Origin of the sequence: Bradyrhizobium barranii subsp. apii, assembly GCF_011516635.5 — a bacterium.
In the GTDB taxonomy this organism is placed as follows: domain Bacteria; phylum Pseudomonadota; class Alphaproteobacteria; order Rhizobiales; family Xanthobacteraceae; genus Bradyrhizobium; species Bradyrhizobium barranii.
The window spans coordinates 8,886,786-8,908,282 of sequence record NZ_CP096255.1; the positions used below are offsets into that span (position 1 = coordinate 8,886,786).

Annotated in this window: 19 protein-coding genes and 1 pseudogene; 8 read left to right on the top strand and 12 right to left on the bottom strand. The window is 65.5% G+C overall.

Going from position 1 to position 21,497, the window contains the following annotated elements; translation table 11 throughout:
- Nucleotides 1-314 precede the first annotated feature (314 nt).
- Nucleotides 315-3,824 (top strand): PAS domain-containing hybrid sensor histidine kinase/response regulator, encoded by a 3,510-nt coding sequence (locus tag HAP41_RS42555; RefSeq protein WP_166076892.1) that lies wholly within the window; start codon nucleotides 315-317, stop codon nucleotides 3,822-3,824.
- Between the two features lie 6 nt (nucleotides 3,825-3,830).
- On the opposite strand, the gene HAP41_RS42560 is transcribed toward HAP41_RS42555, so the two are convergent.
- From HAP41_RS42560 to HAP41_RS42575, 4 genes are all read right to left on the bottom strand, one after another.
- Complete coding sequence (locus HAP41_RS42560) at nucleotides 3,831-4,655, bottom strand: SDR family NAD(P)-dependent oxidoreductase (RefSeq protein ID WP_166076853.1); 825 nt, start codon at nucleotides 4,653-4,655, stop codon at nucleotides 3,831-3,833.
- A gap of 17 nt (nucleotides 4,656-4,672) precedes the next feature.
- Nucleotides 4,673-5,236 carry a cytochrome P460 family protein gene (locus HAP41_RS42565; protein ID WP_166076825.1) on the bottom strand — a complete coding sequence of 188 codons (564 nt, stop codon included), beginning with the start codon at nucleotides 5,234-5,236 and terminating at the stop codon, nucleotides 4,673-4,675.
- A gap of 66 nt (nucleotides 5,237-5,302) precedes the next feature.
- Nucleotides 5,303-6,331, bottom strand: coding sequence for an alpha/beta fold hydrolase (locus tag HAP41_RS42570; protein WP_166076824.1), 1,029 nt, complete (start codon nucleotides 6,329-6,331; stop codon nucleotides 5,303-5,305).
- Between the two features lie 35 nt (nucleotides 6,332-6,366).
- Entirely contained in the window at nucleotides 6,367-6,786 is a 420-nt protein-coding gene (locus HAP41_RS42575; protein WP_166076811.1) for an organic hydroperoxide resistance protein, read from the bottom strand.
- 200 nt (nucleotides 6,787-6,986) lie between these two features.
- Here HAP41_RS42575 and HAP41_RS42580 point away from each other — a divergent pair.
- Nucleotides 6,987-9,822 (top strand): annotated as a pseudogene (locus HAP41_RS42580) (ATP-binding protein).
- Nucleotides 9,823-9,852: 30 nt separating this feature from the next.
- On the opposite strand, the gene HAP41_RS42585 reads toward HAP41_RS42580, so the two are convergent.
- The gene (locus HAP41_RS42585) at nucleotides 9,853-10,524 is read right to left on the bottom strand and encodes a response regulator (RefSeq protein WP_071917775.1); all 672 of its coding nucleotides are present in this window, start codon (nucleotides 10,522-10,524) and stop codon (nucleotides 9,853-9,855) included.
- A gap of 343 nt (nucleotides 10,525-10,867) precedes the next feature.
- On the opposite strand from HAP41_RS42585, the gene HAP41_RS42590 reads away from it, so the two are divergent.
- A complete protein-coding gene (locus tag HAP41_RS42590; RefSeq protein ID WP_175617987.1) occupies nucleotides 10,868-12,493 on the top strand; it encodes an MFS transporter in 1,626 nt (541 codons plus the stop codon).
- Between the two features lie 62 nt (nucleotides 12,494-12,555).
- On the opposite strand, the gene HAP41_RS42595 is transcribed toward HAP41_RS42590, so the two are convergent.
- From HAP41_RS42595 to HAP41_RS42605, 3 genes are all read right to left on the bottom strand, one after another.
- Nucleotides 12,556-13,029, bottom strand: a complete 474-nt coding sequence (locus tag HAP41_RS42595) for a secondary thiamine-phosphate synthase enzyme YjbQ (RefSeq protein WP_166076779.1) — start codon at nucleotides 13,027-13,029, stop codon at nucleotides 12,556-12,558.
- 160 nt (nucleotides 13,030-13,189) lie between these two features.
- Nucleotides 13,190-13,708, bottom strand: coding sequence for a hypothetical protein (locus HAP41_RS42600; protein WP_166076764.1), 519 nt, complete (start codon nucleotides 13,706-13,708; stop codon nucleotides 13,190-13,192).
- Between the two features lie 41 nt (nucleotides 13,709-13,749).
- Complete coding sequence (locus tag HAP41_RS42605) at nucleotides 13,750-13,992, bottom strand: hypothetical protein (protein WP_166076733.1); 243 nt, start codon at nucleotides 13,990-13,992, stop codon at nucleotides 13,750-13,752.
- Nucleotides 13,993-14,067: 75 nt separating this feature from the next.
- Here HAP41_RS42605 and HAP41_RS42610 point away from each other — a divergent pair, with 75 nt between their 5' ends.
- The 5 genes from HAP41_RS42610 to HAP41_RS42630 all read left to right on the top strand — a co-directional run bounded on the left by HAP41_RS42610 (nucleotide 14,068) and on the right by HAP41_RS42630 (nucleotide 16,703).
- Nucleotides 14,068-14,442 carry an AtpZ/AtpI family protein gene (locus tag HAP41_RS42610; RefSeq protein WP_166076726.1) on the top strand — a complete coding sequence of 125 codons (375 nt, stop codon included), beginning with the start codon at nucleotides 14,068-14,070 and terminating at the stop codon, nucleotides 14,440-14,442.
- A gap of 112 nt (nucleotides 14,443-14,554) precedes the next feature.
- Nucleotides 14,555-15,304, top strand: a complete 750-nt coding sequence (locus HAP41_RS42615; RefSeq protein WP_071916889.1) for a F0F1 ATP synthase subunit A — start codon at nucleotides 14,555-14,557, stop codon at nucleotides 15,302-15,304.
- Nucleotides 15,305-15,357: 53 nt separating this feature from the next.
- The gene (locus HAP41_RS42620; RefSeq protein WP_007599451.1) at nucleotides 15,358-15,588 is read left to right on the top strand and encodes a F0F1 ATP synthase subunit C; all 231 of its coding nucleotides are present in this window, start codon (nucleotides 15,358-15,360) and stop codon (nucleotides 15,586-15,588) included.
- Between the two features lie 60 nt (nucleotides 15,589-15,648).
- Entirely contained in the window at nucleotides 15,649-16,212 is a 564-nt protein-coding gene (locus tag HAP41_RS42625; protein WP_085402616.1) for a F0F1 ATP synthase subunit B family protein, read from the top strand.
- Nucleotides 16,213-16,217: 5 nt separating this feature from the next.
- Complete coding sequence (locus HAP41_RS42630; RefSeq protein WP_085402617.1) at nucleotides 16,218-16,703, top strand: F0F1 ATP synthase subunit B family protein; 486 nt, start codon at nucleotides 16,218-16,220, stop codon at nucleotides 16,701-16,703.
- 201 nt (nucleotides 16,704-16,904) lie between these two features.
- On the opposite strand, the gene HAP41_RS42635 is transcribed toward HAP41_RS42630, so the two are convergent.
- From HAP41_RS42635 to thrC, 4 genes are all read right to left on the bottom strand, one after another.
- The gene (locus tag HAP41_RS42635) at nucleotides 16,905-17,561 is read right to left on the bottom strand and encodes a hypothetical protein (protein ID WP_063980773.1); all 657 of its coding nucleotides are present in this window, start codon (nucleotides 17,559-17,561) and stop codon (nucleotides 16,905-16,907) included.
- Nucleotides 17,562-17,695: 134 nt separating this feature from the next.
- Entirely contained in the window at nucleotides 17,696-18,283 is a 588-nt protein-coding gene (locus HAP41_RS42640; protein WP_014498500.1) for a GNAT family N-acetyltransferase, read from the bottom strand.
- A gap of 39 nt (nucleotides 18,284-18,322) precedes the next feature.
- On the bottom strand, nucleotides 18,323-19,612 hold the full coding sequence (locus HAP41_RS42645; protein WP_028148714.1) for a M16 family metallopeptidase: 1,290 nt from the start codon (nucleotides 19,610-19,612) through the stop codon (nucleotides 18,323-18,325).
- Nucleotides 19,609-21,027 carry a threonine synthase gene (thrC, locus tag HAP41_RS42650; protein WP_166076654.1) on the bottom strand — a complete coding sequence of 473 codons (1,419 nt, stop codon included), beginning with the start codon at nucleotides 21,025-21,027 and terminating at the stop codon, nucleotides 19,609-19,611. The genes HAP41_RS42645 and thrC overlap by 4 nt, the downstream gene beginning before the upstream one ends.
- Nucleotides 21,028-21,497: the final 470 nt, after the last annotated feature.

Consider the following 21,497-nt stretch of genomic DNA (forward strand, 5'->3'; position numbering starts at 1 on the left):
TCCACCCTCCCCTGAAGGGGGAGGGGCGGCTCACATTGAGCGCAGCGAAAATGGGAGACGGGGTGGGGTGACAGTCTCTCCACCTCTGACGCTGCTCGTGTGGAAAGATCACCCCACCCCGCTCGCGCTTCGCGCGATCGACCCTCCCCCTCCAGGGGAGGGTAAGCGGGATCCGCGTCCGCCCGCACCTTAACGACAACCCCAATTCCCGCCCCGGTAGGGCATTTCGCTGTCGCTTGCGCCCGCCCAACGCGCTAGATTTGCAGGGAAAATGAGTTCGGGCGCCCTCGCGCCCAGGGAGAAGCGCGCTCGCCATGCTGCACGACTGGGGCGTGATCGCTGCCGCCTTCGGCTATATCGGCTTCCTGTTCCTGGTGGCGAGCCACGGCGACCGCCGCTCGCCGGCCGGGCGCGGCCGCGCGTCCGGGCTGATCTATCCGCTGTCGCTCGCGATCTATTGCACCTCCTGGACCTTCTTCGGCTCGGTCGGCTTCGCCACCCGCGCCTCGACCGACTTCCTCGCCATCTATGTCGGCCCGATCCTGATGATCGGGCTCGGCGCCGGCGTCCTGCGCCGCGTGATCCAGCTCGCGAAGGCGCACAACATCACCTCGATCGCCGACTTCATCGGCGCGCGCTACGGCAAGAGCCAGGCGGTGGCGGCAACGGTGGCGCTGATCGCGATCATCGGCTCGGTGCCCTACATCGCACTCCAGCTCAAGGCGGTCGCCTCCTCGCTCGAAACGATCCTGAGCGAGGACCAGGCGTTCTCCCACATCCCGATCCTCGGCGACATGGCGCTGATGGTGACGCTGGCGATGGCCGCCTTTGCCGTGCTGTTCGGCACGCGGCAGACCGACGCCACCGAGCATCAGCACGGCCTGATGCTGGCGGTCGCAACCGAATCCATCATCAAGCTGATCGCCTTCCTCGCCGCAGGCATCTTCGTCACCTTCTGGATGTTCTCGCCGCACGAATTGATCGAGCGCGCGATGAGGACGCCGGAGGCGGTGCGCGCCATCAACTATTCGCCGTCGATCGGCAACTTCCTCACCATGACGCTGCTGTCGCTCTGCGCGATCATGCTGCTGCCCCGCCAGTTCCACGTCAGCGTGGTCGAAAACTCCTCGGATGCCGAGGTCAGCCGCGCGCGCTGGCTGTTCCCGTTCTATCTCGTCGCCATCAATTTGTTCGTGATCCCGATCGCGCTCGCCGGCCTCGTCACCTTTCCGTTCGGCGCGGTCGAACCAGACATGTATGTGCTGGCGCTGCCGATGGAGGGCGGCGCGGGACTTCTCAGCGTCGCCGTCTTCGTCGGGGGGCTGTCGGCGGCGACCGCGATGGTGATCGTCGAATGCGTCGCGCTCTCCATCATGGTCTCGAACGACCTCGTGGTGCCATTGGTGCTGCAGCGGCGGCCGGAGGGGCGCACCGGCGGCGCCGATTTCAGCGACTTCCTGCTGCGCTCGCGGCGGCTTGCGATCTTCGCCATCATGGTGATGGCCTATTTCTACTACCGCGCGCTCGGCAACACCCAGCTTGCGGCGATCGGCCTGCTCTCCTTTGCCGCCATCGCCCAGCTCGCGCCAAGCTTCTTCGGCGGGCTGCTGTGGCGGCGCGCCACCGCGCGCGGCGCCATCGGCGGCATGCTGGTCGGCTTCGCGGTGTGGCTCTACACGCTGTTCATCCCGAGCTTCATGGATTCCTCGACGGCCGGCATCCTGCTGCTCCAGCACGGCCCGTTCGGGATCGAGGCGCTGCGGCCGCAAGCGCTGTTCGGAGCCGACCTGCCGCCGCTGATGCACGGCGTGATCTGGTCGCTGTCGCTCAACATCCTGACCTATGTGCTGCTGTCGCTGGCGCGGCGGCCGTCCTCGATCGAGCTGGTGCAAGCCGATCTGTTCGTACCCAACACGCTCGCGCCGATCTCCCCGAACTTCCGCCGCTGGCGCACCACCGTCACGGTGCAGGACATCCAGACCACGGTCGCGCAATATCTCGGACCCGACCGCGCCCGGCATTCGTTCGAGGCATTTTCGTTGCGGCGCAATGTTCGCCTGGAATCCGGGGCGCCCGCCGATTTCGAGCTGCTGCAGCACGCCGAGCACCTGATCGCCTCTTCGATCGGCGCGGCCTCCTCGCGGCTCGTGATGTCGCTGCTGCTGCGCAAGCGGACGGTCTCGGCGAAAGCGGCGCTGAAACTGCTCGACGATTCCCACGCCGCGCTGCATTTCAATCGCGAGATCCTCCAGACCGCGCTCAACCATGTCCGCCAGGGCATCGCCGTGTTCGACGCCGATCTGCAGCTGATCTGTTCCAACCGGCAGTTCGGCGATCTCCTGAACGTGCCGCCGCATTTCATCCAGTTCGGCACGCCATTGCGTGAAATCCTGGAATTCATGGGTGTGAGCGAGCCGGACAATCCGGTCGAGCGCGAAGCCATGCTGGAGCGGCGGCTCGCGGCTTACACCACCGACGGCGAGCCTTATCTCGAGCGCCTGCCCGACCGCCACATGGTGATCGAGATCTTGACCAACCGCATGCCCGGCGGGGGCTTCGTCATCACCTTCACCGATGTCACCCCCACGTTCGAGGCCGCCGAAGCGCTGGAGCGCGCCAACGCGACGCTCGAAAAGCGGGTGCGCGACCGCACCGAGGAGCTGACCCGGCTGAATTCCGAGCTGGCGCTGGCCAAGAGCGCGGCCGAGGACGCCAGCATCTCCAAGACGCGCTTCCTGGCGGCAGCCAGCCACGACATCCTTCAGCCCCTGAACGCGGCGCGGCTCTATGTCACCAGCCTGGTCGAGCGCCAGCACAGCGGCGAGGAGACGCGGCTGGTCGAGAACATCGACGAATCGCTCCAGGCGATCGAGGAGATCCTCGGCGCACTGCTCGACATATCGCGGCTGGATGCCGGCGCGATGACGACCTCGATCTCGAGCTTCAAGATGGCCGATTTGATGCGATCGCTGGAGATCGAGTTTGCACCGATTGCACGCGCCAAGAACCTGGAGCTCGCCTTCGTGCCCTGCTCGCTGCCGGTCGAGTCCGATCGGCTGTTGCTGCGGCGCCTGCTCCAGAACCTGATCTCCAACGCGATCAAATACACCCCGCGCGGACGCGTGCTGGTCGGCTGCCGCCGCCAGGGCCCTTCGCTGAAAATCTGCGTCTACGACACCGGCGTCGGCATCCCGCCGGTCAAGCGCGGCGAGATCTTCAAGGAATTCCACCGCCTCGAACAGGGCGCTCGGATCGCCCGCGGCCTTGGACTCGGCCTCTCGATCGTCGAGCGTCTTGCACGCGTGCTCAAGCACGGCATCGCCATCGACGGCAACAAGAGCGGCGGCTCGGTCTTCTCCGTGACTGTGCCGACAGCCAAGGCGATCACCCACACCGCTGCCGTCACCAGCGCGACGCCGCTGGCGCGTAGGCCGATCTCGGGCGCCCTCATCGTCTGCATCGAGAACGACGCAGCGATCCTCGACGGAATGCGCACGCTGCTGAAGGCCTGGGACGCCGAGGTCATCGCGGTCGCCGACCCCGAGGGCGCGATCGCCGCGATCGAAGGCGCGGGCCGCCGCGTCACCGGCCTGCTGGTCGATTATCACCTCGATCGCGGCAACGGCATTGCCGCCATCCGCGACATCCGCCGCCGCTTCGGCGACGGCATCCCCGCGATCCTGATCACCGCCGACCGCAGCCCCGCGGTGCAGGTCGCCGCGCGCGAGGAAAATGTCGCGGTGCTCAACAAGCCGGTGAAGCCGGCCTCGCTGCGCGCCCTGCTGGGACAGTGGCGCACGCAGCAGATGGTGGCGGCGGAGTGAGCGCGGTCAGTAGTCGGTCGAGACGCTGAGCGCGCGCCACCTCTCGAGCTCGTCGAGGCGTTGCCGGTCCGTCGCCGCGATGGCGTTCACGGCGTCGCTGCCGAACGCGATCCGCAGCGGCGGGCTGTCCATGTCGACGAGCTCCAGCACGACGGCAGCGGCCTTCGCCGGATCGCCAGGCTGGCGACCATCGTAATCGCGCTGCATCCTGACGGCCGCTCCAACGACGGCATCGTACTCTGCCCGCCCTTCGCCGGTCGCATGCGCTGACTGGGCAAAGCCCGTACGGAAGCCGCCGGGTTCGACGATCGTCACGTGCACGCCGATCAACGCCATCTCGCGCGCCAGCGATTCCGAAAAGCCCTCGATGCCCCATTTGGCGGCCGAATAGGCCGCGCGTGCGGGGGCTCCGATCCGTCCGCCGACGGATGAGAATTGCACGATATGCCCGCGGCGCTGCCGGCGCAGGACGGGGATCGCTGCCTTCGTGACGATGATGGTGCCGACCAGATTGACCTCGATCTGCTGACGGAACGAGGCCAGGCTCGTGTCCTCGACCGATCCGAGATCGCCATAGCCGGCATTGTTCACGACCACATCGACGCCGCCGAACGCCTCCACGGCGAGGCCGATGGCCGCTTGCGCGGCCGCCTCGTCAGTCACGTCGAGCGTTGCGAGCCGCAGTCTTTCCTCAAAGCGTTCCCGCACCGGTTCGAGCGGACCGAGATTCCTGGCAGTGGCAACCACCCGGTCGCCCGCCGCAAGCGCGGCTTCCGTGATGGCGCGTCCGAGCCCGCGCGAGCTGCCACTGATGAACCAGGTCTTTGACACGGCGGGCTCCTGACCGCTCAAGGCGCAAGCCGGGTGAAGACGTAGTCGCGGCTCTTTGCGCGGGCGTCGTGGCAGGTGAAGCAGGTGCGGTGCTGGGCCTCGTCGACCGGCTTGCCATTGATGAAGCGGCCGAACCCCCAGCCGCCGGTGGACGCATATTTTCTGGAATCCTTGACCATCACCTGCACCGTGGTGGCCGCGCCGGGGATCGTCGCGGATGCGAATTCCGGCGACTGTTTCCGTTTCCAGGCGCGCTTGACCAGAATGGTGCCATCGGGGAACGGAAGCTTGCCGGCCTGATAAGCGTCGATTGCCGTCTGGTTGCCGACAACGGCGCGAAGCTCGTCGAGTGGCGCCGCCTCCTCGGCGGGCGCGATCAGCTCCCACTGCTTGTAACCCGCAGGAATCGTGACGCCGAAGATCGGCGAGGCGTCTGCCGTGTTGCCTTGTGCCGGTCCCTCGGCGAGAGCGATCGAGACCAGATAGGGCACGCAAGTCAGGAGAACGACGAGAAGGAGCGCGGCAAGCGTGAGAGCCGTCGCATAAGAGCGCTTGTTCTTTTCAGGTTCGATGGACGTCATGACGTTCCTTCATGCTGGGATCGCGGCATAGCCTCGGTCCAATGGACCGAGGCATCGAATGAACGATCAGGCGCCGTCGGCGTCGATGACGGCCTTGGCGAAGGCTTGCGGCGCTTCCTGCGGCAGATTGTGGCCGATGCCGCCGGTGATCAGGCGGAAGTCGTACCGGCCTGAGAACCTCTTGGCATAGGCGCTGGGGTCGGGATGCGGCGCACCGTTGGCGTCGCCCTCCATCGTGATCGTCGGGACGCTGATCACCGGAGCTGCGGCGAGCTTCTTTTCGAGCTCCTCGTATTTGGCTTCGCCCTGGGCGAGCCCGAGCCGCCAGCGGTAATTGTGGATCGTGATGGCGACATGATCCTTGTTGTCCAGCGCCGCCGCGCTCCGGTTAAAGGTCGCGTCGTCGAACTTCCATTGCGGCGAGGCGAGCTTCCAGATCAGTTTTGCGAAATCATGCGTGTACTTCTCGTATCCGGCGCGGCCGCGCTCGGTCGCGAAATAGAACTGGTACCACCATTGCAGCTCGGCCGACGGCGGCAGCGGCGCGTTGCCCGCGGCCTGGCTGGAGATCAGATAGCCGCTGACCGACACCAGCGCGCGGCAGCGATCCGGCCACAACGCAGCGATGATATCCGCGGTGCGCGCGCCCCAGTCGAAGCCGGCGATAACAGCCTTCTTGATGTCGAGCTTGTCCATCAGCGCGATGATGTCGACGGCCATGGCCGCGGGCTCGCCGTTGCGCGGCGTCTCGCTGGAAAGGAAATGCGTCGAGCCGTAGCCACGCAGGTACGGGATGATGACGCGATAGCCGGCCTTTGCCAGGATCGGCGCGACATCGACGAAGGCGTGAATGTCGTAAGGCCAGCCGTGCAGCAGGATCGCCACGGGACCGTTGGAGGGACCTGCTTCCGCATAGCCGACATTGAGGACGCCGGCGTCGATCTGCTTGATCGGACCGAACGACGCGTTCGATGCTTGGGAACGCGACGCTTCCGTCTCGGCGCGGGCGAGGTCGATCACGCCGAGACCGACGGCGACGGTTCCCGCGGCGACGCCGAAAAATTTGCGGCGGTGCTGGTCGATGATCTGTTTCATGGTGGTGCTACCTTGTTGATGGTTGGTGATGTCCGTCAGATCAGCGCGACCGTGACGTCGATATTGCCGCGGACGGCCTTGGAATAGGGGCAGGTCTGGTGCGCCTCATCGACGATGCCGCGCGCGATCTCGCGATCGAGGCCCGGCAGGCTGACGTTGAGGCGCGCGCTGAGCGAATAGGCGCCCTCGTCGAGCACGAGATCGATCTCCGCATCGATCGCGCATTTCCGGGGAAGCTCGATCTTGCGCTTGCGGGCCGCGATCTCCATCGCGCCTTCGAAGCAGGCCGACCAGCCGGCCGCGAACAATTGCTCGGGATTGGTGCCGATGCCGGTGCCACCCGGCGGCGACAGCTTGACGTCGAGGCGGCCGTCGGAACTGCGCGATATGCCGTCGTGTCGTCCGCCGCCGGTATGGGTCCTGGCCGTGTAGAGCAGTTTTGCCGCTTGCGTCATGAAGGTCTCCTTGCCGTCGGGAAACTGACTAGCAGCGGCAGCGGCAGGACACCCGTTTGGACTTGTGAGAAGTTGTGAGGCCCCGGCGCGCAGTCCCGCCACGAGGCCTGCATCAGCGGTCTGATGCCGATGCAGGTGCGGCCTTGCCGAATTGCGATCATCTGGCTATCCGGTCGGTTTGAAAGGACCAAGATTTCGCCATGACCGAGCCGGCCGGCACCGCAACGGGAACCCTATCGTTCGGGCCGTTCACCGTGACATCGCACGAAAGGCTCGTGATGCGCGACGGCGTCGCGCTGCCGCTCGGCGCGAAGGCCTTCGACACGCTGATCGCGCTGATGTCGCGGCCGAACGAGGTCGTCAGCAAATGGGACCTGATGGCGCTGGTGTGGCCCGGTCTGACCGTCGAGGAAGCCAATCTGCGCTTTCACGTCGCAGCCCTGCGCAAGGCGCTCGGCGACGGCAAGGACGGCGCCCGCTACATCACCACGCTGTCCGGCCGCGGCTATTGCTTCGTGGCACCGATCTCCAAGGCGGAAATCGCGGCCGAGCGGCGTCCCGCGCAGCGAACGGAATTACCGCCCGTCAAGCTGCCGAACCGGCTGCAACGGATGGTCGGGCGCGACGATGCGGTCGCCGCCGTCTCCGACAAGCTCATCGGCTCGCGCTTCGTCACGATCGTCGGCCCGGGCGGCGTCGGCAAGACCGCCGTTGCGGTGGCGATCGCGCACGACCTGCTCGAGACTTTCTCCGACGCCGCGCATTTCGTCGACTTCGCCGCGCTCAGCGATCCCGATCTCGTGATCACCTCGATCCTGCTGATGCTTGGCTTGCCGGCGCAGACCGACGATCCCCTGCCTGCATTACTCGCGCATCTCGGCGACAAGCGGATGCTGCTGATCCTCGACAATTGCGAGCACGTCATCGCCGCCGCAGCGCCGCTGGCAGCCGAAATCTTTCACGCCGCACCGCATGTCCATATCCTCGCCACGAGCCGCGAGGCCCTGCGCGTCGAGGGCGAGCAGGTCTACCGATTGGCGCCGCTCGCCGTTCCGCCTGACAATCCCGGGCTGACCGCGGCTGCCGCGCAGACCTATCCCGCGCTTCAGCTCTTCCTCGAACGTGCCATGGCCGGCGGCGCGCAGATCGCGCTCGACGATGCCAATGCCGCGATCGTCGCCGGGATCTGCCGCAAGCTCGACGGCATGGCGCTGGCGATCGAGCTCGCCGCCGGCCGGGTCGAGGCCTACGGACTGGAGCAGACGGCCGCACTGCTCGACGAACGCCTCAATCTGCTCTGGCAGGGCCAGCGCACCGCGCCGCCGCGGCAGAAGACGTTGCAAGCGACGCTGGACTGGAGCTACGGGCTCCTGTCCGACACCGAGCGCCTCGTGCTGCGCCGGCTTGCCGTCTTCGCCGGTCACTTCACCATCGACGCCGCGCTCGAAATCGTGCCGGACGAGCGCGTCGACCGCTCGCGCCTGTTCGATGCCATCGACAGCCTGGTCGCCAAGTCGATGGTCGCGCCGCGACCGGTCGGCGCCATGATGCGCTACCGTCTGCTCGACACGACGCGCGCCTATCTGCTCGAGATCGAGCCGGACGAGACCGCGCTCGCCGCCCGCCACGCAACCTACTACCGGCGATGGCTGGAGCAGGCCGGCACGACATGGGCGACAGTGCCGAGCGCCGACGAACGCGCGATCCATTTCTCCGCGCTTCACAACGTGCGCGCCGCGCTGGACTGGTGTTTTGGCGCGAACGGCGACGCGAGCATCGGCATTGCGCTCGCCGCCGCGGCGGCTCCGATCTTTCTCGCGATGTCGCTGCTGATCGAATGCCGACGCTGGTCGGAGCGGGCGCTGCTTGCGATCGATCCGCCCTCGCGCGGCAGCGCCGAGGAAATGCACATCCAGGCCGCCCTCGGATTGACCTTGATGTTCACGCGTGGCGGCAGCGAAGCTGCGCGTGCCGCCCTGAGCCGGAGCCTGGCGATCGCCGAGGCGCCGCGGCGACGCGCCGAACCAGCTCCAGCTGCTCGGCCGCATGCACATCTTCCACGAGCGGATGGGACAGTTCGACGCCGCGCTCGGTTATGCGCAGCAGAGCCTCACGGTCGCCGAGACGCTTGGCGATGCCGCCTCCACCGCCCTCGCCCATTCGCTGCTGGGTGTCTCCTTGCACCTGGCCGGCGAGCATCGCGACGCCCTGAGCATGCTGGAGGCCGCCTGGCACGGGCCGGGCACGGAGCGGATCAGCACGGTCAATGGCTTCGATCACCGCAACCGGGCCGGCATCGCGCTCGCGCGCGAGCTTTGGTTGCAGGGCCGACCGGCGGCTGCGCGGCAACTGGCGCTGCAGACGGTCACCGAGGCCGCGCAGATGGACCATCCGATCACGCTCTGCATCGCGTTGATCTGGGCGGTCTCGATCGATCTCTGGAGCGGGGATCTCGACGGCGCGGAAGAGAACATCGACCGCTTCATCGCACATGCCGAAACGCGCTCGATGGGCCCTTATCTCGCGGTCGGCCGCGGCGTCAAAGGCGAGCTGGCGATCCGGCGCGGCGACGCCGCTGGCGGCGTCGAGACGATACGGGCCTGTCTGCGAGAGCTCCACGACGCCGGTTACGAGCTGCTCACCACGACGTTCAACATCGCACTCGTGCATGGCTTGCTGGCGCTCGGGCAGATCGAGCGGAGTGCGCGCCTGATCGATGACGCGATCGGCCTCGTCGAGCAAAGCGGCGATCATCTCTACATGCCCGAGCTGCTGCGCATGAAGGGCAAGGTGTCGCTGTCATTGCCGCAGCCGAACCGTGGAGAGGCCGAAAACCACCTGATGCAGTCGTTGGAACTGAGCCGTCGCAACGGTGCAAAAGCCTGGGAGCTGCGGGCTGCGATCGATCTCACCGAGTTCCTTGCTGAACGTGGCCGGTGTGAGGAAGCGAAGCGGTTGCTGCAGTCGGCGCTCGAGGGCTTTGCCGAGGGCTCCGAGACTGCGGATATCAAGGTCGCCAAAAGGCTCCTGGGGTGACCCAGGTCGGCAGTGCGCACCGACGACGGCTCACCCCGTCGGGGTGCCCTGCTTCCACTGGCCGCCGGCGATCTTCGCCGCGGCAATCACCGCCTGGGTGCGGCTCTCGACGCCGAGCTTTTGCAGGATCGCCGAGACATGCGCCTTGATGGTGGCTTCGGAGACGCCGAGCTCGTAGGCGATCTGCTTGTTGAGCAGCCCTTCCGACAGCATCATCAAGACCCGGACCTGTTGCGGCGTCAGCGTCACCAGGCGGTCGCGCAGGCGCGTCATGTCGGGATCGGCGGCGGCCGATAGATCGGTGTCGGTGGGAACCCAGACGTCCCCCTCCATCACCTTGAGGATCGCGTCGCGCAAGGTCTCGACGCCGAACCGCTTCGGGATGAAGCCGGAGGCACCGAAATCGAGCGAGCGGCGAATCGTGGCGCTGTCGTCGGAGGCCGAGACGATCACCACCGGGATGGCCGGGTACTGCGCGCGCAGATAGATCAGCCCGGAAAAGCCGGAGATCCCGGGCATCGAGAGGTCGAGCAGGACCAGATCGACGTCGGATGTCTGTTCCAGCAGCTTGGTGAGATCCTCGAACGATCCCGCCTCGTCGATCCTGGCCGAGGTCAGGACGCCCGCCACCGCTTGCCGCAACGCGTCGCGGAACAGGGGATGGTCATCGGCAATGACAAGATGGGTCGAAGGAGCGCTCATCGTTCTCTTGCTGGCATTCACACCGGGCCAGTAGGCCGGCCCGGGGCCTTGGTCAATTCTTTCCCGACCGGCCGTGGCATGCAAGTGGGCATTATCCCTTTGCGGGAACGGGGTTAACCCATGGTCGAGCACGATCGTGCCGGATTGAAAGGTCCGCGGCGTCAGGTGCGCGTCAGTGCGCAAGGCCGAAAGTCGTATTGGGGCGGGTTTCACGCCGATGTTACCTTGGAGCCAAGACCTGGGTTGATCCGGCATGACCGGGTATCCGGGGCGCGAGGAAACGCATTTCGGGGAGCGACTCAACATGTCGACAATGGCTGTGTCTCAAGCGGGCGCGGGAGGAATGACGAAGGACGAACGGTTCGTCATTCTCGCCTCCTCGCTCGGTACCGTCTTCGAGTGGTACGACTTCTACCTCTACGGTTCGCTGGCCGGCATCATCGGCGCGCAGTTCTTCTCGGCCTATCCGCCGGCAACCCGCGACATCTTCGCGCTGCTGGCCTTCGCCGCGGGCTTCCTCGTCCGTCCGCTCGGCGCCATCGTGTTCGGGCGCGTCGGCGACATCGTCGGCCGCAAATACACCTTCCTCGTCACCATCCTGATCATGGGTCTGTCGACCTTCATCGTCGGCCTGCTGCCCAATGCGGCGACCATCGGCATCGCGGCCCCGATCATCCTGATCGCGCTGCGCCTCGCCCAGGGCCTGGCGCTCGGCGGTGAATATGGCGGTGCGGCGACCTATGTCGCGGAGCACGCGCCGAACGGCAAGCGCGGCTATTACACCTCGTTCATTCAGACGACCGCCACGCTCGGCCTGTTCCTGTCGCTGCTGGTGATCCTGTTCACCCGCAGCGCGATCGGCGAGGCCGATTTCGCGGCTTGGGGCTGGCGCATCCCGTTCCTGGTCTCGGTGCTGCTGCTCGGCATCTCGGTCTGGATCCGGCTCCGCCTCAGCGAATCTCCGATCTTCCAGAAGATGAAGGACGAGGGGAAGAGCTCGAAGGCGCCGCTGACGGAAGCCTTCGGCAACTGGCAGAACGGCAAGCTCGTTCTGCTCGCGCTGCTCGGCGGCGTGATGGGCCAGGGCGTGGTCTGGTACACCGGCCAGTTCTACGCGCTGTTCTTCCTGCAATCGATCCTGAAGGTCGACGGCTATACCGCCAACCTCCTGATCGCCTGGTCGCTGCTGCTCGGCACCGGCTTCTTCATCGTGTTCGGCGTGCTCTCCGACAAGATCGGCCGCAAGCCGATTATCCTCGGCGGCTGTCTGATCGCGGCGCTGACCTTCTTCCCGATCTTCAAGATGATCACCACCAACGCCAACCCGGCGCTGGAAAAGGCGATCGAGTCGGTCAAGGTCGACGTGGTGGCGGATCCCGCGGGTTGCGGCGACCTGTTCAACCCGGTCGGCACCCGCGTCTTCAGCGCGCCCTGCGACACCGCACGCGCCTACCTGTCGGGCGCGTCGGTCAAGTACTCGACCTCTTCCGGCCCGGCCGGCTCCGGCGTGAAGGTGGTGGTCAACGGCAAGGACATCGCCTACGCCAACGCCAAGGACGGCAATCCCGCGCTGCTCGCCGCAGTGCAGGCAGCCGGCTATCCGAAGCCGGGCGATGCGGGCATCGTGAAGATGTCGCATCCGTTCGACATCTTCCGTCCGCAGGTGGCCGCGACCGTCGGGCTGCTGTTCATCCTGGTGATCTTCGTCACCATGGTGTACGGCCCGATCGCCGCGATGCTGGTCGAACTGTTCCCGACCCGCATCCGCTACACCTCGATGTCACTGCCCTACCACATTGGTAACGGCTGGTTCGGCGGCCTGCTGCCCGCGACCGCCTTCGCCATCGTGGCTTCCACAGGCGATATCTATGCGGGTCTCTGGTATCCGGTCATCTTCGCATCGATTACCGTCGTGATCGGCTTCTTCTTCCTGCCCGAGACCAAGGACGTCGACATCAAGGCGACCTGATCGACAGCAGCGATCGAAAACACGAACCGGCCGCGGTCTCCGCGGCCGGTTTTGTTTTGGGATCAGTGATTGCTGCCGATGAATTGCAGCACCACCTCGCGTCGGTGCGGGCGCTTGCGGTGCTCGATCAGGTAGATCGCCTGCCACGTACCGAGCGCGAGCTTGCCGTTCAGGACCGGGACCTGAAGCGAGGTCCCGGTTAGCATCGTCTTGATATGCGCCGGCATGTCGTCCGGTCCCTCGGTGTCGTGCGTCCAGCCGCCGTTTTCAGGCGCGAGCCTGGACAGCGACGTGGTGAGATCGACCAGCACGGACGGATCGGCATTCTCCTGGATCGTCAGCGAAGCCGAGGTGTGCCGGATGAACAGCGTCAGCGCGCCATCGCGCGCCTGAACCTCATTGATGAACTTCGCGGCTTCGCTGGTGAAATCCGTGAAGCCGCGGCCGGGCGTCTGCACGGTCAGCAGTGACGATGCGACGGTGGTGGCTTGCACCGACGATGGCGCCGAGCGCGTGACGGATTTGCCTGATGTCATGAAAGATCTCTCAACTCGGAATGCCGCCGTAGGGTAGGCAAAGGCGCGTAGCGACGTGCCCACGTCTTCTTACGTCACAGTGGAAACATGGTGGGCACGGCGTAAGAACGCCTTTGCCCACCCTACGGCAGCTCAACGCATGGATAGCGCGAAGTGGTCCTCAAATCCTCCCCGAGACGTCCTTCTGCACGCGGTTGGCCATGTCGATCAGCCGGCGCCAGGCCTTTTCCAGGAACGACATCACCCGATCGACATCCTGGTCGCTGGGCAGCGGAATCTCGATCTTGCGGTCCCCCTCGGCGACCTTCGGGTCCTTCTTGAGCGGATCGGATTTCGGCATCGCCTCGTCGATCTTGCCTGACACGGTCGGCCCCGCCGCGATCTGCCCCTTCAGCTTCTCGACTTCGGCCTGGAGCCGGCCGATCTCGGCGTCGAGCGCGGTGCGTTCGTCGGGCACCGCGTAACAGGCCCAGCCCGCGCCGTTCTTGGTGCAGGTCGATACCGTGCCGGTGCGGGTGTCGAGCCGCAGCACGCCTTCGGGGATGGGCGTCATGCTGTAGCGGCCGTTTTCGCTGTCGGGCGCGGACTGTGCGGCAACGAGGCCGTCGCCGATGGTCATCATCGCGGCGAATACCGCCGCTGCAAGCCATGATGCTGTGGATGAATTTGCTGGTCTCATCGCGCTCTCCGCCATGGCGCTTCTGTGGCTTCTCTTCAATTCTACACCCCGGCGAGGCGATCTGCCGCCCAAAACGCGCCACCGATATCAACGATCGCGGCAATCCCTTTGATCCCGCCAGCAGGACGAAATGGTGGTCGCATTCGCCGATCATGAAGAGAGCTGCTGCGGTGCGGCGTCACGCTGTGTGCAGCGTTGCCGTGCGTGCCAATATCATCAAGTAAATCAGATACATAATAGAACGCGACGCAATCGTGACTTGGCTTGACTTGATTATGGGCCATCAGTATGGTCCGCGCGGCTTTTGAGGGTGGCGGGCGTAATTTCCATTCAGCCGCGGCGTTTCGGGTCTTCGTTGCATGACACAGGGCACGGGACACGGCGAGGATGGGGATCGCGATAAATCGTCCGAGGAAGCTGCGCTTTCCGAACGGCTCGGGAATCTTGATCAGCGGTTGTCCGAATTCCGGGACCGACGAATCAAGACCGAGCAACCCGCAGGTGACGGTGAAGACAGAGCGGCCAGAGCTTCGGCGATGGCGCTTGGTTTCCGGTTATCCTCCGAGTTGGTCGCCGGTGTCGTTGTCGGAGCGGGGATTGGCTGGGGTTTCGACCGCTTGCTGTCGACGTCGCCTTTCGGATTTATCGTGTTCCTGCTGCTGGGCTTCGTGGCCGGCGTGGTGAATGTGGTGAGAACGGCAGGCGCGGGTCAAAACAGGCGCGGTGATTCTTAAGCGATCCGCACCAACAGAGGAATGATCGTGCCGGCTATGCCGGTACGGGCCGGCCCGGCCGGCAGACCGAGACCCGCCGGCATTGCCCGGCAGACCAAGAGATGCCGCGCTGATGAAAATCGACCCGATCCACCAGTTCAACATCGAGCCTCTCTTCACCCTGGGCCATATCGGCAATCACACGATCGCCTTCACCAATTCGTCGCTCTACATGCTGGTGGCGGTGGCGATCATCTCGTTCCTGATGCTTGCCAGTGGCACGCAGCTGGTTCCCGGGCGCCTCCAGTCGGTCGCCGAGATCTCCTACGAATTCGTCGCCTCGACCATCCGTTCGACGGCCGGCGCGGAAGGCATGAAGTTCTTCCCGCTGATCTTCTCGCTGTTCATGTTCATCTGCGTCTCGAACCTGGTCGGCATCATCCCCTATACCTTCACGATCTCGAGCCATCTGATCGTGACGGCCGCGCTCGCGCTTTTGGTCTTCTTCACCGTGCTGATCTACGGCGTTGCCAAGAACGGCCTGAAATTCTTCTCGATCTTCGTGCCTCACGGCGTCCCCGGCTACATCCTGCCGCTGGTGATGTTCATCGAGATCCTGTCGTTCTTCCTGCGGCCGGTCTCCCACAGCGTCCGTCTGTTCGCCAACATGCTGGCCGGCCACATCGCGCTCAAGGTTTTCGCGGGCTTCGTCGCCATGCTCGGCTTCTCGCTCGGCGCGCTGGGCTGGGTCGGCGGCGTGCTGCCGCTGGCGCTCACGGTCGCACTGTACGCTCTCGAGATTCTGGTCGCGTTCCTGCAGGCCTATGTGTTTGCGATCCTGACCTGCATCTACCTGAACGACGCCATTCATCCGGGACACTGAGCGGTCCGGGGAATTTCCACCCACAACCCAATCTTTCTTCCAAGGAGTCTAAAATGGATCCGGCAGCAGCAAAACTTATCGGCGCGGGCATCGCATGCATCGGCATGGGCGGCGCGGGCGTCGGCGTGGGCGTGATCTTCGGCAACTACCTTGCCGCAGCCGTTCGCAATCCGTCGGCCGCTCAGGGCCAGTTCGGCAACCTGATCTTCGGCTTCGCCGTGACCGAAGCGCTTGGCATTTTCTCGCTGCTGATCGCGCTGCTGCTGCTGTTCGTTCCGCTCTGAGGACGATGTTTCGCGCCGCTTCGACCGAAGCGGCGCGCATGACGGCAACAGGAGTAATCCATGGCTGAGAGTCATGGCGGGGCGAAAAGTCCGGCGGCGGGCGCCCACACCGAGTCCGAAGGCGGTCACGGTGGCGGTTTTCCGCCTTTCGAGAGCGGCACCTATGCTTCACAGCTGGTGTCACTCGCGATCTTCTTCGTCGCGCTTTACGTGATCGTGTCCAAGCTCGCCCTGCCGCGCGTCGGCGGTGCGATCGAGGCACGTCAAAACAAGATCGAGGGTGACCTCGCCGAAGCGCAGAAGCTGAAGGACCAGTCCGACGCGGCGCTGAAGGCCTATGAGGGTGAGCTTGCTTCGGCACGTTCGCGCGCGCAGGCGATCGGCAACGAATCCCGCGACAAGGCGAATGCGCAGGCGGAAGCCGAGCGCAAGGCGCTTGAAGAGCAACTGGCGGTCAAGCTCGCCGAGGCGGAAAAGACCATCGCCTCGACCCGCACGACGGCCATGAGCAACGTCCGCGGCATCGCGGCCGATGCGGCAGGCCAGATCGTGCAGCAGCTCACCGGTATCGTTCCGGACGCAGCCTCGGTCAGCACTGCCGTTGACGCGTCCTTGAAGGGTTAGTCGATATGTTCTTCGATCCTGAAACCTGGGTCGCCATCGCCTTCGTGATCCTGATGGTCCTGTTCGGCTATCTCGGGGTCTTCAAGAAGGTGACGACTGCGCTCGACCACCGCGCCGACCGCATCAAGGCCGAGCTCGACGACGCGACGCGCCTCAAGCAGGAAGCGGCCAAGGTGCTCGCTGACTACAAGGCGCGCAGTGCCACGGCCGAGCGCGAGGCTGCCGACATCATCGCCAACGCCAAGTCCGAAGCCGAGCGCATCGCGACCGAGGCCAAGGCGAAGATGGAAGACTTCGTCGCCCGCCGCACCAAGACCGCGGAGAGCAAGATCGCGCTCGCCGAGGCCCAGGCGGTGGCCGATGTCCGCGCCGCAGCCGCGGAAGCCGCCGTCCAGGCCGCCTCCACGATCCTGTCGCAGTCGGTCAAGGGCCAGGTCGCCGACGACCTGCTCGCCAAGGGCATCAACGAGGTTCGGCAGAAGCTGAACTGAGGGGCTTTGCCTTTCACCAATCAAAAAGCCGGCGCGCGAGCGCCGGCTTTTTTGTTGGGCAGGTCTGTAGCCGCAAATCAGGTGTCATCACCCGCGAAGGCGGGTGATCCAGTATTCCAGAGACAGCAATGGGATACGGAGAAGCCGCGGCGTACTGGATGCCCCGCCTTCGCGGGGCATGACAGCGAAGCTTGTGGTTACCTATTTCTTCTTCGGCCTTGCTTTCGGCTCGGGCGAGAGCGCCTGCGGGTCGAAGCCGACATAGAAGATGTAGGAATCGGCGATCTTGGCCGAGGGCACCGGATAGGCCAGATCCTCGGCGATGAAGGTGAAGGGCACGCTGCCGCCCTCCGACATCTCGACCGTGGTCCGGTACGCCTTCGAGGCGATCACCTTCTCGCCGACGCCGCCCTGCACCACGGCAATGCGCAAGGGCACCTCGACGGTCGCAGGCGCACCGGCGGGACCGGCTATGACACGGCCCTGGATGCCGATCCGGGCCGTGATATCGCCGCCATTCCGGGTACATTCACGCGCCATCTTGGTGATCGTGGCCTGGAAGCGGATCTCATTGCCGACGGCCGGCTTGCCGGCGGCGCCGACCGCGTAGGTCGAGGCCCCGGCGCGCACCGTGACCTGCGGACAATCGACGTCGTCATCGGCCGCCGGCTGGCCGGGCGCGGGCGCCGGCTTGGGCTGGGCCGGCTCGTCGGACTTGCCGCCGAACAGGCTCTTGAAGCGGTCGGTGAGCGACTGGGCCGCCACTGGCGAGACGGCGGCGAGCGCAACCGACAACGCCAGCGCGATCCCCGTACCCCGCCGCAACGCATTCCGCGATGACCGAAGCTTCTTCACCATCAACGCCCATACTCCATGACCATCTTCCGGCCGATCGCCGGCCGGGCCTCGCGCGTTATATCGTCAAAATCGGCGAACCCAAGGCAAGCAAGCAAGGCAGTCCAATCAGACTTTGGCCTCAGGCATGACAGGGCTCAGCCGCGGAAATCCTCGTGCAGCAGGCCGAACAGCAGGTGGTCCTGCCAGACCCCGTTGATGCAGAGATAGCGGCGCGCCAGGCCCTCGCGGGAGAAGCCGCACTTCTCCAGCACCCGGATCGACGGCGCATTGGTTGGGATGCAGGCGGCCTCGACCCGGTGCAGATTGAGCTCGCCGAACAGCGTCGGCAGCAGCACCCGCAGCGCCGCCGTCATGTAGCCGCGATGGGCATGAGGCTTGCCGACCCAGTAGCCGATGGTGCCGGCCTGGACGATGCCGCGGCGGACATTGGCGAGCGTGATGCCGCCGACCATGGCGCCATCGAGCTCACGGAAGATCAGGAAGGGATAGGAGCGGTCCGCGGCGATGTCCTCGGAATAGCGCCGCAGGCGGCGGCGGAAGCCGGACCGGGTCAGGTCGTCCGACGGCCAGATCGGCTCCCAGGGCGTCAGGTAATCGCGGCTGGACTCGCGCAAATGCGCCCACTGTATGAAGTCCGACATCTGCGGCGCGCGCAGCAACAGGCCGTTGCCGCGCGGCGCGAGGGCGGCGGGTCCACTGGATGGCAGGCGAAACAGGGCCATGGTGATGCTTCCCGGGGCAGATCAGCCCGTGCGCGGCTCCTAGTGCAGCCGCGCCTTGGCACGTGCCCGGGTCAATCCTTCCGCAAAAGATACCGCCGTGTCCAGACCCCTGCCACTGCCCAATGCGACAACTGCAGGGCGGCTCCGCGAAAGCAGCGCACGCGCGGCATCCCGGGTTGATTCGACGCTGACGGCGTCGATCCGGGCCACCAGTTCCTCGACCGTCTGCGGCCGGCCATAGGCCAGCACATGCCGGGCCAGCTGCTCGGCGCGGGACGAGCAGCTCTCCAGCGCCATCAGGAGGCCCGCCTTCATCTGCGCCTTGGCCCGCGCGATCTCGGCCTCGGTCAGCGTCTCCACCGAATCATTCATGATATCGACCACGACCTCCATCATCTCCGGCGCGTCGGCCGGATCGGTGCCGGTGTAGAGGCCGAAGAAGCCCGTGTCGGTGTACGGCGCGTGGAACGAGTAGATGGAGTAGCAGAGGCCGCGCTTCTCACGCACCTCCTGGAACAGCCGCGACGACATCCCGCCGCCGAGGATGTTGGTGAAGACCTGGAGCGAGAACAACGACAGATCGCTCTGCGGCACGCCTTCCAGCGCCAGCGTCAGATGCGCCTGCTCGAGCTCGCGATGCACCACCTTGGCGCCGCCCTTGCCGAACTGAGCGGCTTGCGGCTTCGGACCCGGCGTCCCCTCGAAGCTCGCAAAGCGCTTCTCGACCTCGGCGACGACCTGCTTGTGATTGACCGCGCCGGCTGCCGCCACCACCATGTCGGGGCCGCGATAATGCGTCGACAGATAACCGCGCAGCATGTCGCGGTTGAAGGCGCGCAGGGTCTTGGCGGTGCCGAGCAGCGAGCGGCCCATCGGCTGGTCGGGATAGCAGAGTTCGTTGAGATGCTCGAACACGACGTCGTCGGGCGTGTCCTGCGCGGCACCGATTTCCTGCACGATGACGTTCTTCTCGCGCTCGAGCTCGTCGGGCTCGAAAGCGGGATTGGCGAGGATGTCGGCGAGTACGTCGAGCGCGAGCGGCACGTCGGCCTTCAGCACCCGTGCATAATAGGACGTGGTCTCGGTCGAGGTGCCGGCATTGAGGTCGCCGCCGACCGCCTCGATCTCCTCGACGATCTCGCGCGAGGAGCGCTTGGTCGTGCCCTTGAACGCCATGTGCTCGAGCAGATGCGAGATGCCGTGCTCGTTCGGCTTCTCGTCGCGCCCGCCAACGCCGGCCCAGACGCCGAGCGCCGCGGTCTCGAGATGGGGCATCTCGTCGGTGACGACGGTCAGGCCGGAGGCAAGCTTGGACATCTCGACACTCATCCGGCAACTCCCTGTTTTGCGGCCCGGCTGACCGACAGCACGAACCGCTCGACCTCGGCCTGATCGTTCTTCATCACCTTCATGTGTTCGGATTTGGTCATGAGACCGTCGAGCCAGGCGGGCAATTGCGGCCGCTGGCCGCAGGCTGCCTCGACCGCATCGGGGAATTTGGCCGGATGGGCGGTGGAGAGCACGATGCTGGGCACCGTCGTATCGGTGGTGTCGCGGTCAGCGACAGCAAGCGCGACCGCGGTATGGGGATCGACCAGCTCGCCCGCCTCGCGCCAGGCGGCGCGGATCGCGGCTGCGGTTTCGGTCTCGTCGGCCCGGCCGGCGTCAAATTCTTCACGGATTGCGGCCAGCATCGCGTCAGGCAACACGAAGCGCCCCGACTGCTTCAGCGAGTCCATCAGACGGCGCACGCCGGCCGCATCGCGCCGGCCGGCCTCGAACAGCAGCCGCTCGAAATTCGAGGAGATCTGGATGTCCATCGATGGCGACGCGGTGGCGTGCACCTCGCGCACCTCGTAGATCCCTGTCTTGAGCGTGCGCGCCAGGATGTCGTTGACGTTGGCGGCGATGCGCAGCGTGCGCACCGGCAGCCCCATCCGCTTGGCGACATAACCGGCAAAGATGTCGCCGAAATTTCCAGTCGGCACGACGAAATCCACCGTGCGCGCCGGCCCGCCGGCGGCGACGGCGGAGGTGAAGTAGTAGACCACCTGGGCGACGATACGCGCCCAGTTGATGGAGTTGACGCCGGAGAGCGAGGTCGCATCGCGGAAGCGATGGTTGTTGAACATCCCCTTCACGAGCGCCTGGCAGTCGTCGAAATTGCCCTCGATGGCGAGCGCATGGACGTTGGCCGCGCCCGTGGTCGTCATCATCCGCTGCTGCACTTCGGAGATGCGCCCGTGCGGGAACAGCACGATGAGATCGACATTCTCCAGGCCCGCGAACGCGTCGACCGCGGCGCCACCGGTGTCGCCGGAGGTCGCGACCACGATGGTGGTGCGCTGGCCGCGCTTGGCGAGCACGTGGTCCATCAGCCGCGAGATCAGCTGCATCGCCACGTCCTTGAAGGCGAGCGTCGGGCCGTGGAACAGCTCCAGCACGAATTGATGCGGCGTCATCTGGCGCAGCGGCACCACCGCCGGATGGCGGAAGGTGGCATAGGCCTCGTTCGCCATGCGGCCGAGTTCGGCATCCGAAATCTCGCCGCCGGCGAACGGACGGATCACGTCGACTGCGACCTCCCAATAGGGGCGGCCGAAGAAGCCAGCGATGGCCTCGGTCGAGAGCTGCGGCCAGGTCACCGGCACATACAGGCCGCCGTCACGGGCAAGCCCGGTCAGCATCACGTCGCAGAAGCCGAGTTCTGGGGCCTCGCCCCGGGTCGAGATATAGCGAGTCAAACTGCCCTCCAAAGGCCGGCCGGCCTTGAGCCAGATCCATAAGCCTTTGATTTCATGAAACTACTTGTTAACGACCAGAGGCGTTGGGCCACCATAAAGTGTTTTGCGGCATCGGGAAACCGCTTCCCGCCTGTGCCCCGCTCAACGAAAAAGGGCTGCGGCGATGCCGCAGCCCTCTCTTGGAAGGTCTGTCGTTGATATGTGCAGACCCGGTTTGCCTCGTGCGGGTTGCCGGCCCGCCAAAAACTGTCGGCCAAGTTCTCGGCGCCCGTCACGAAATCGTCAAGGGCCAAAACGGCGGGGGCAAGAAAATGTTCCTATTTTTCCCGGCGCGGTTCGCGTTTCGCAAAGGCATCCCTGCGAGCACTCGCGTACCATTGCCGCTTTTTCCCGAAGTTTCGGGTGATTCAGGAACGAATAGCACTCCGGCCCATTGTGTCGGCGGATGGTGTCGGCGCTGTCCATGCATT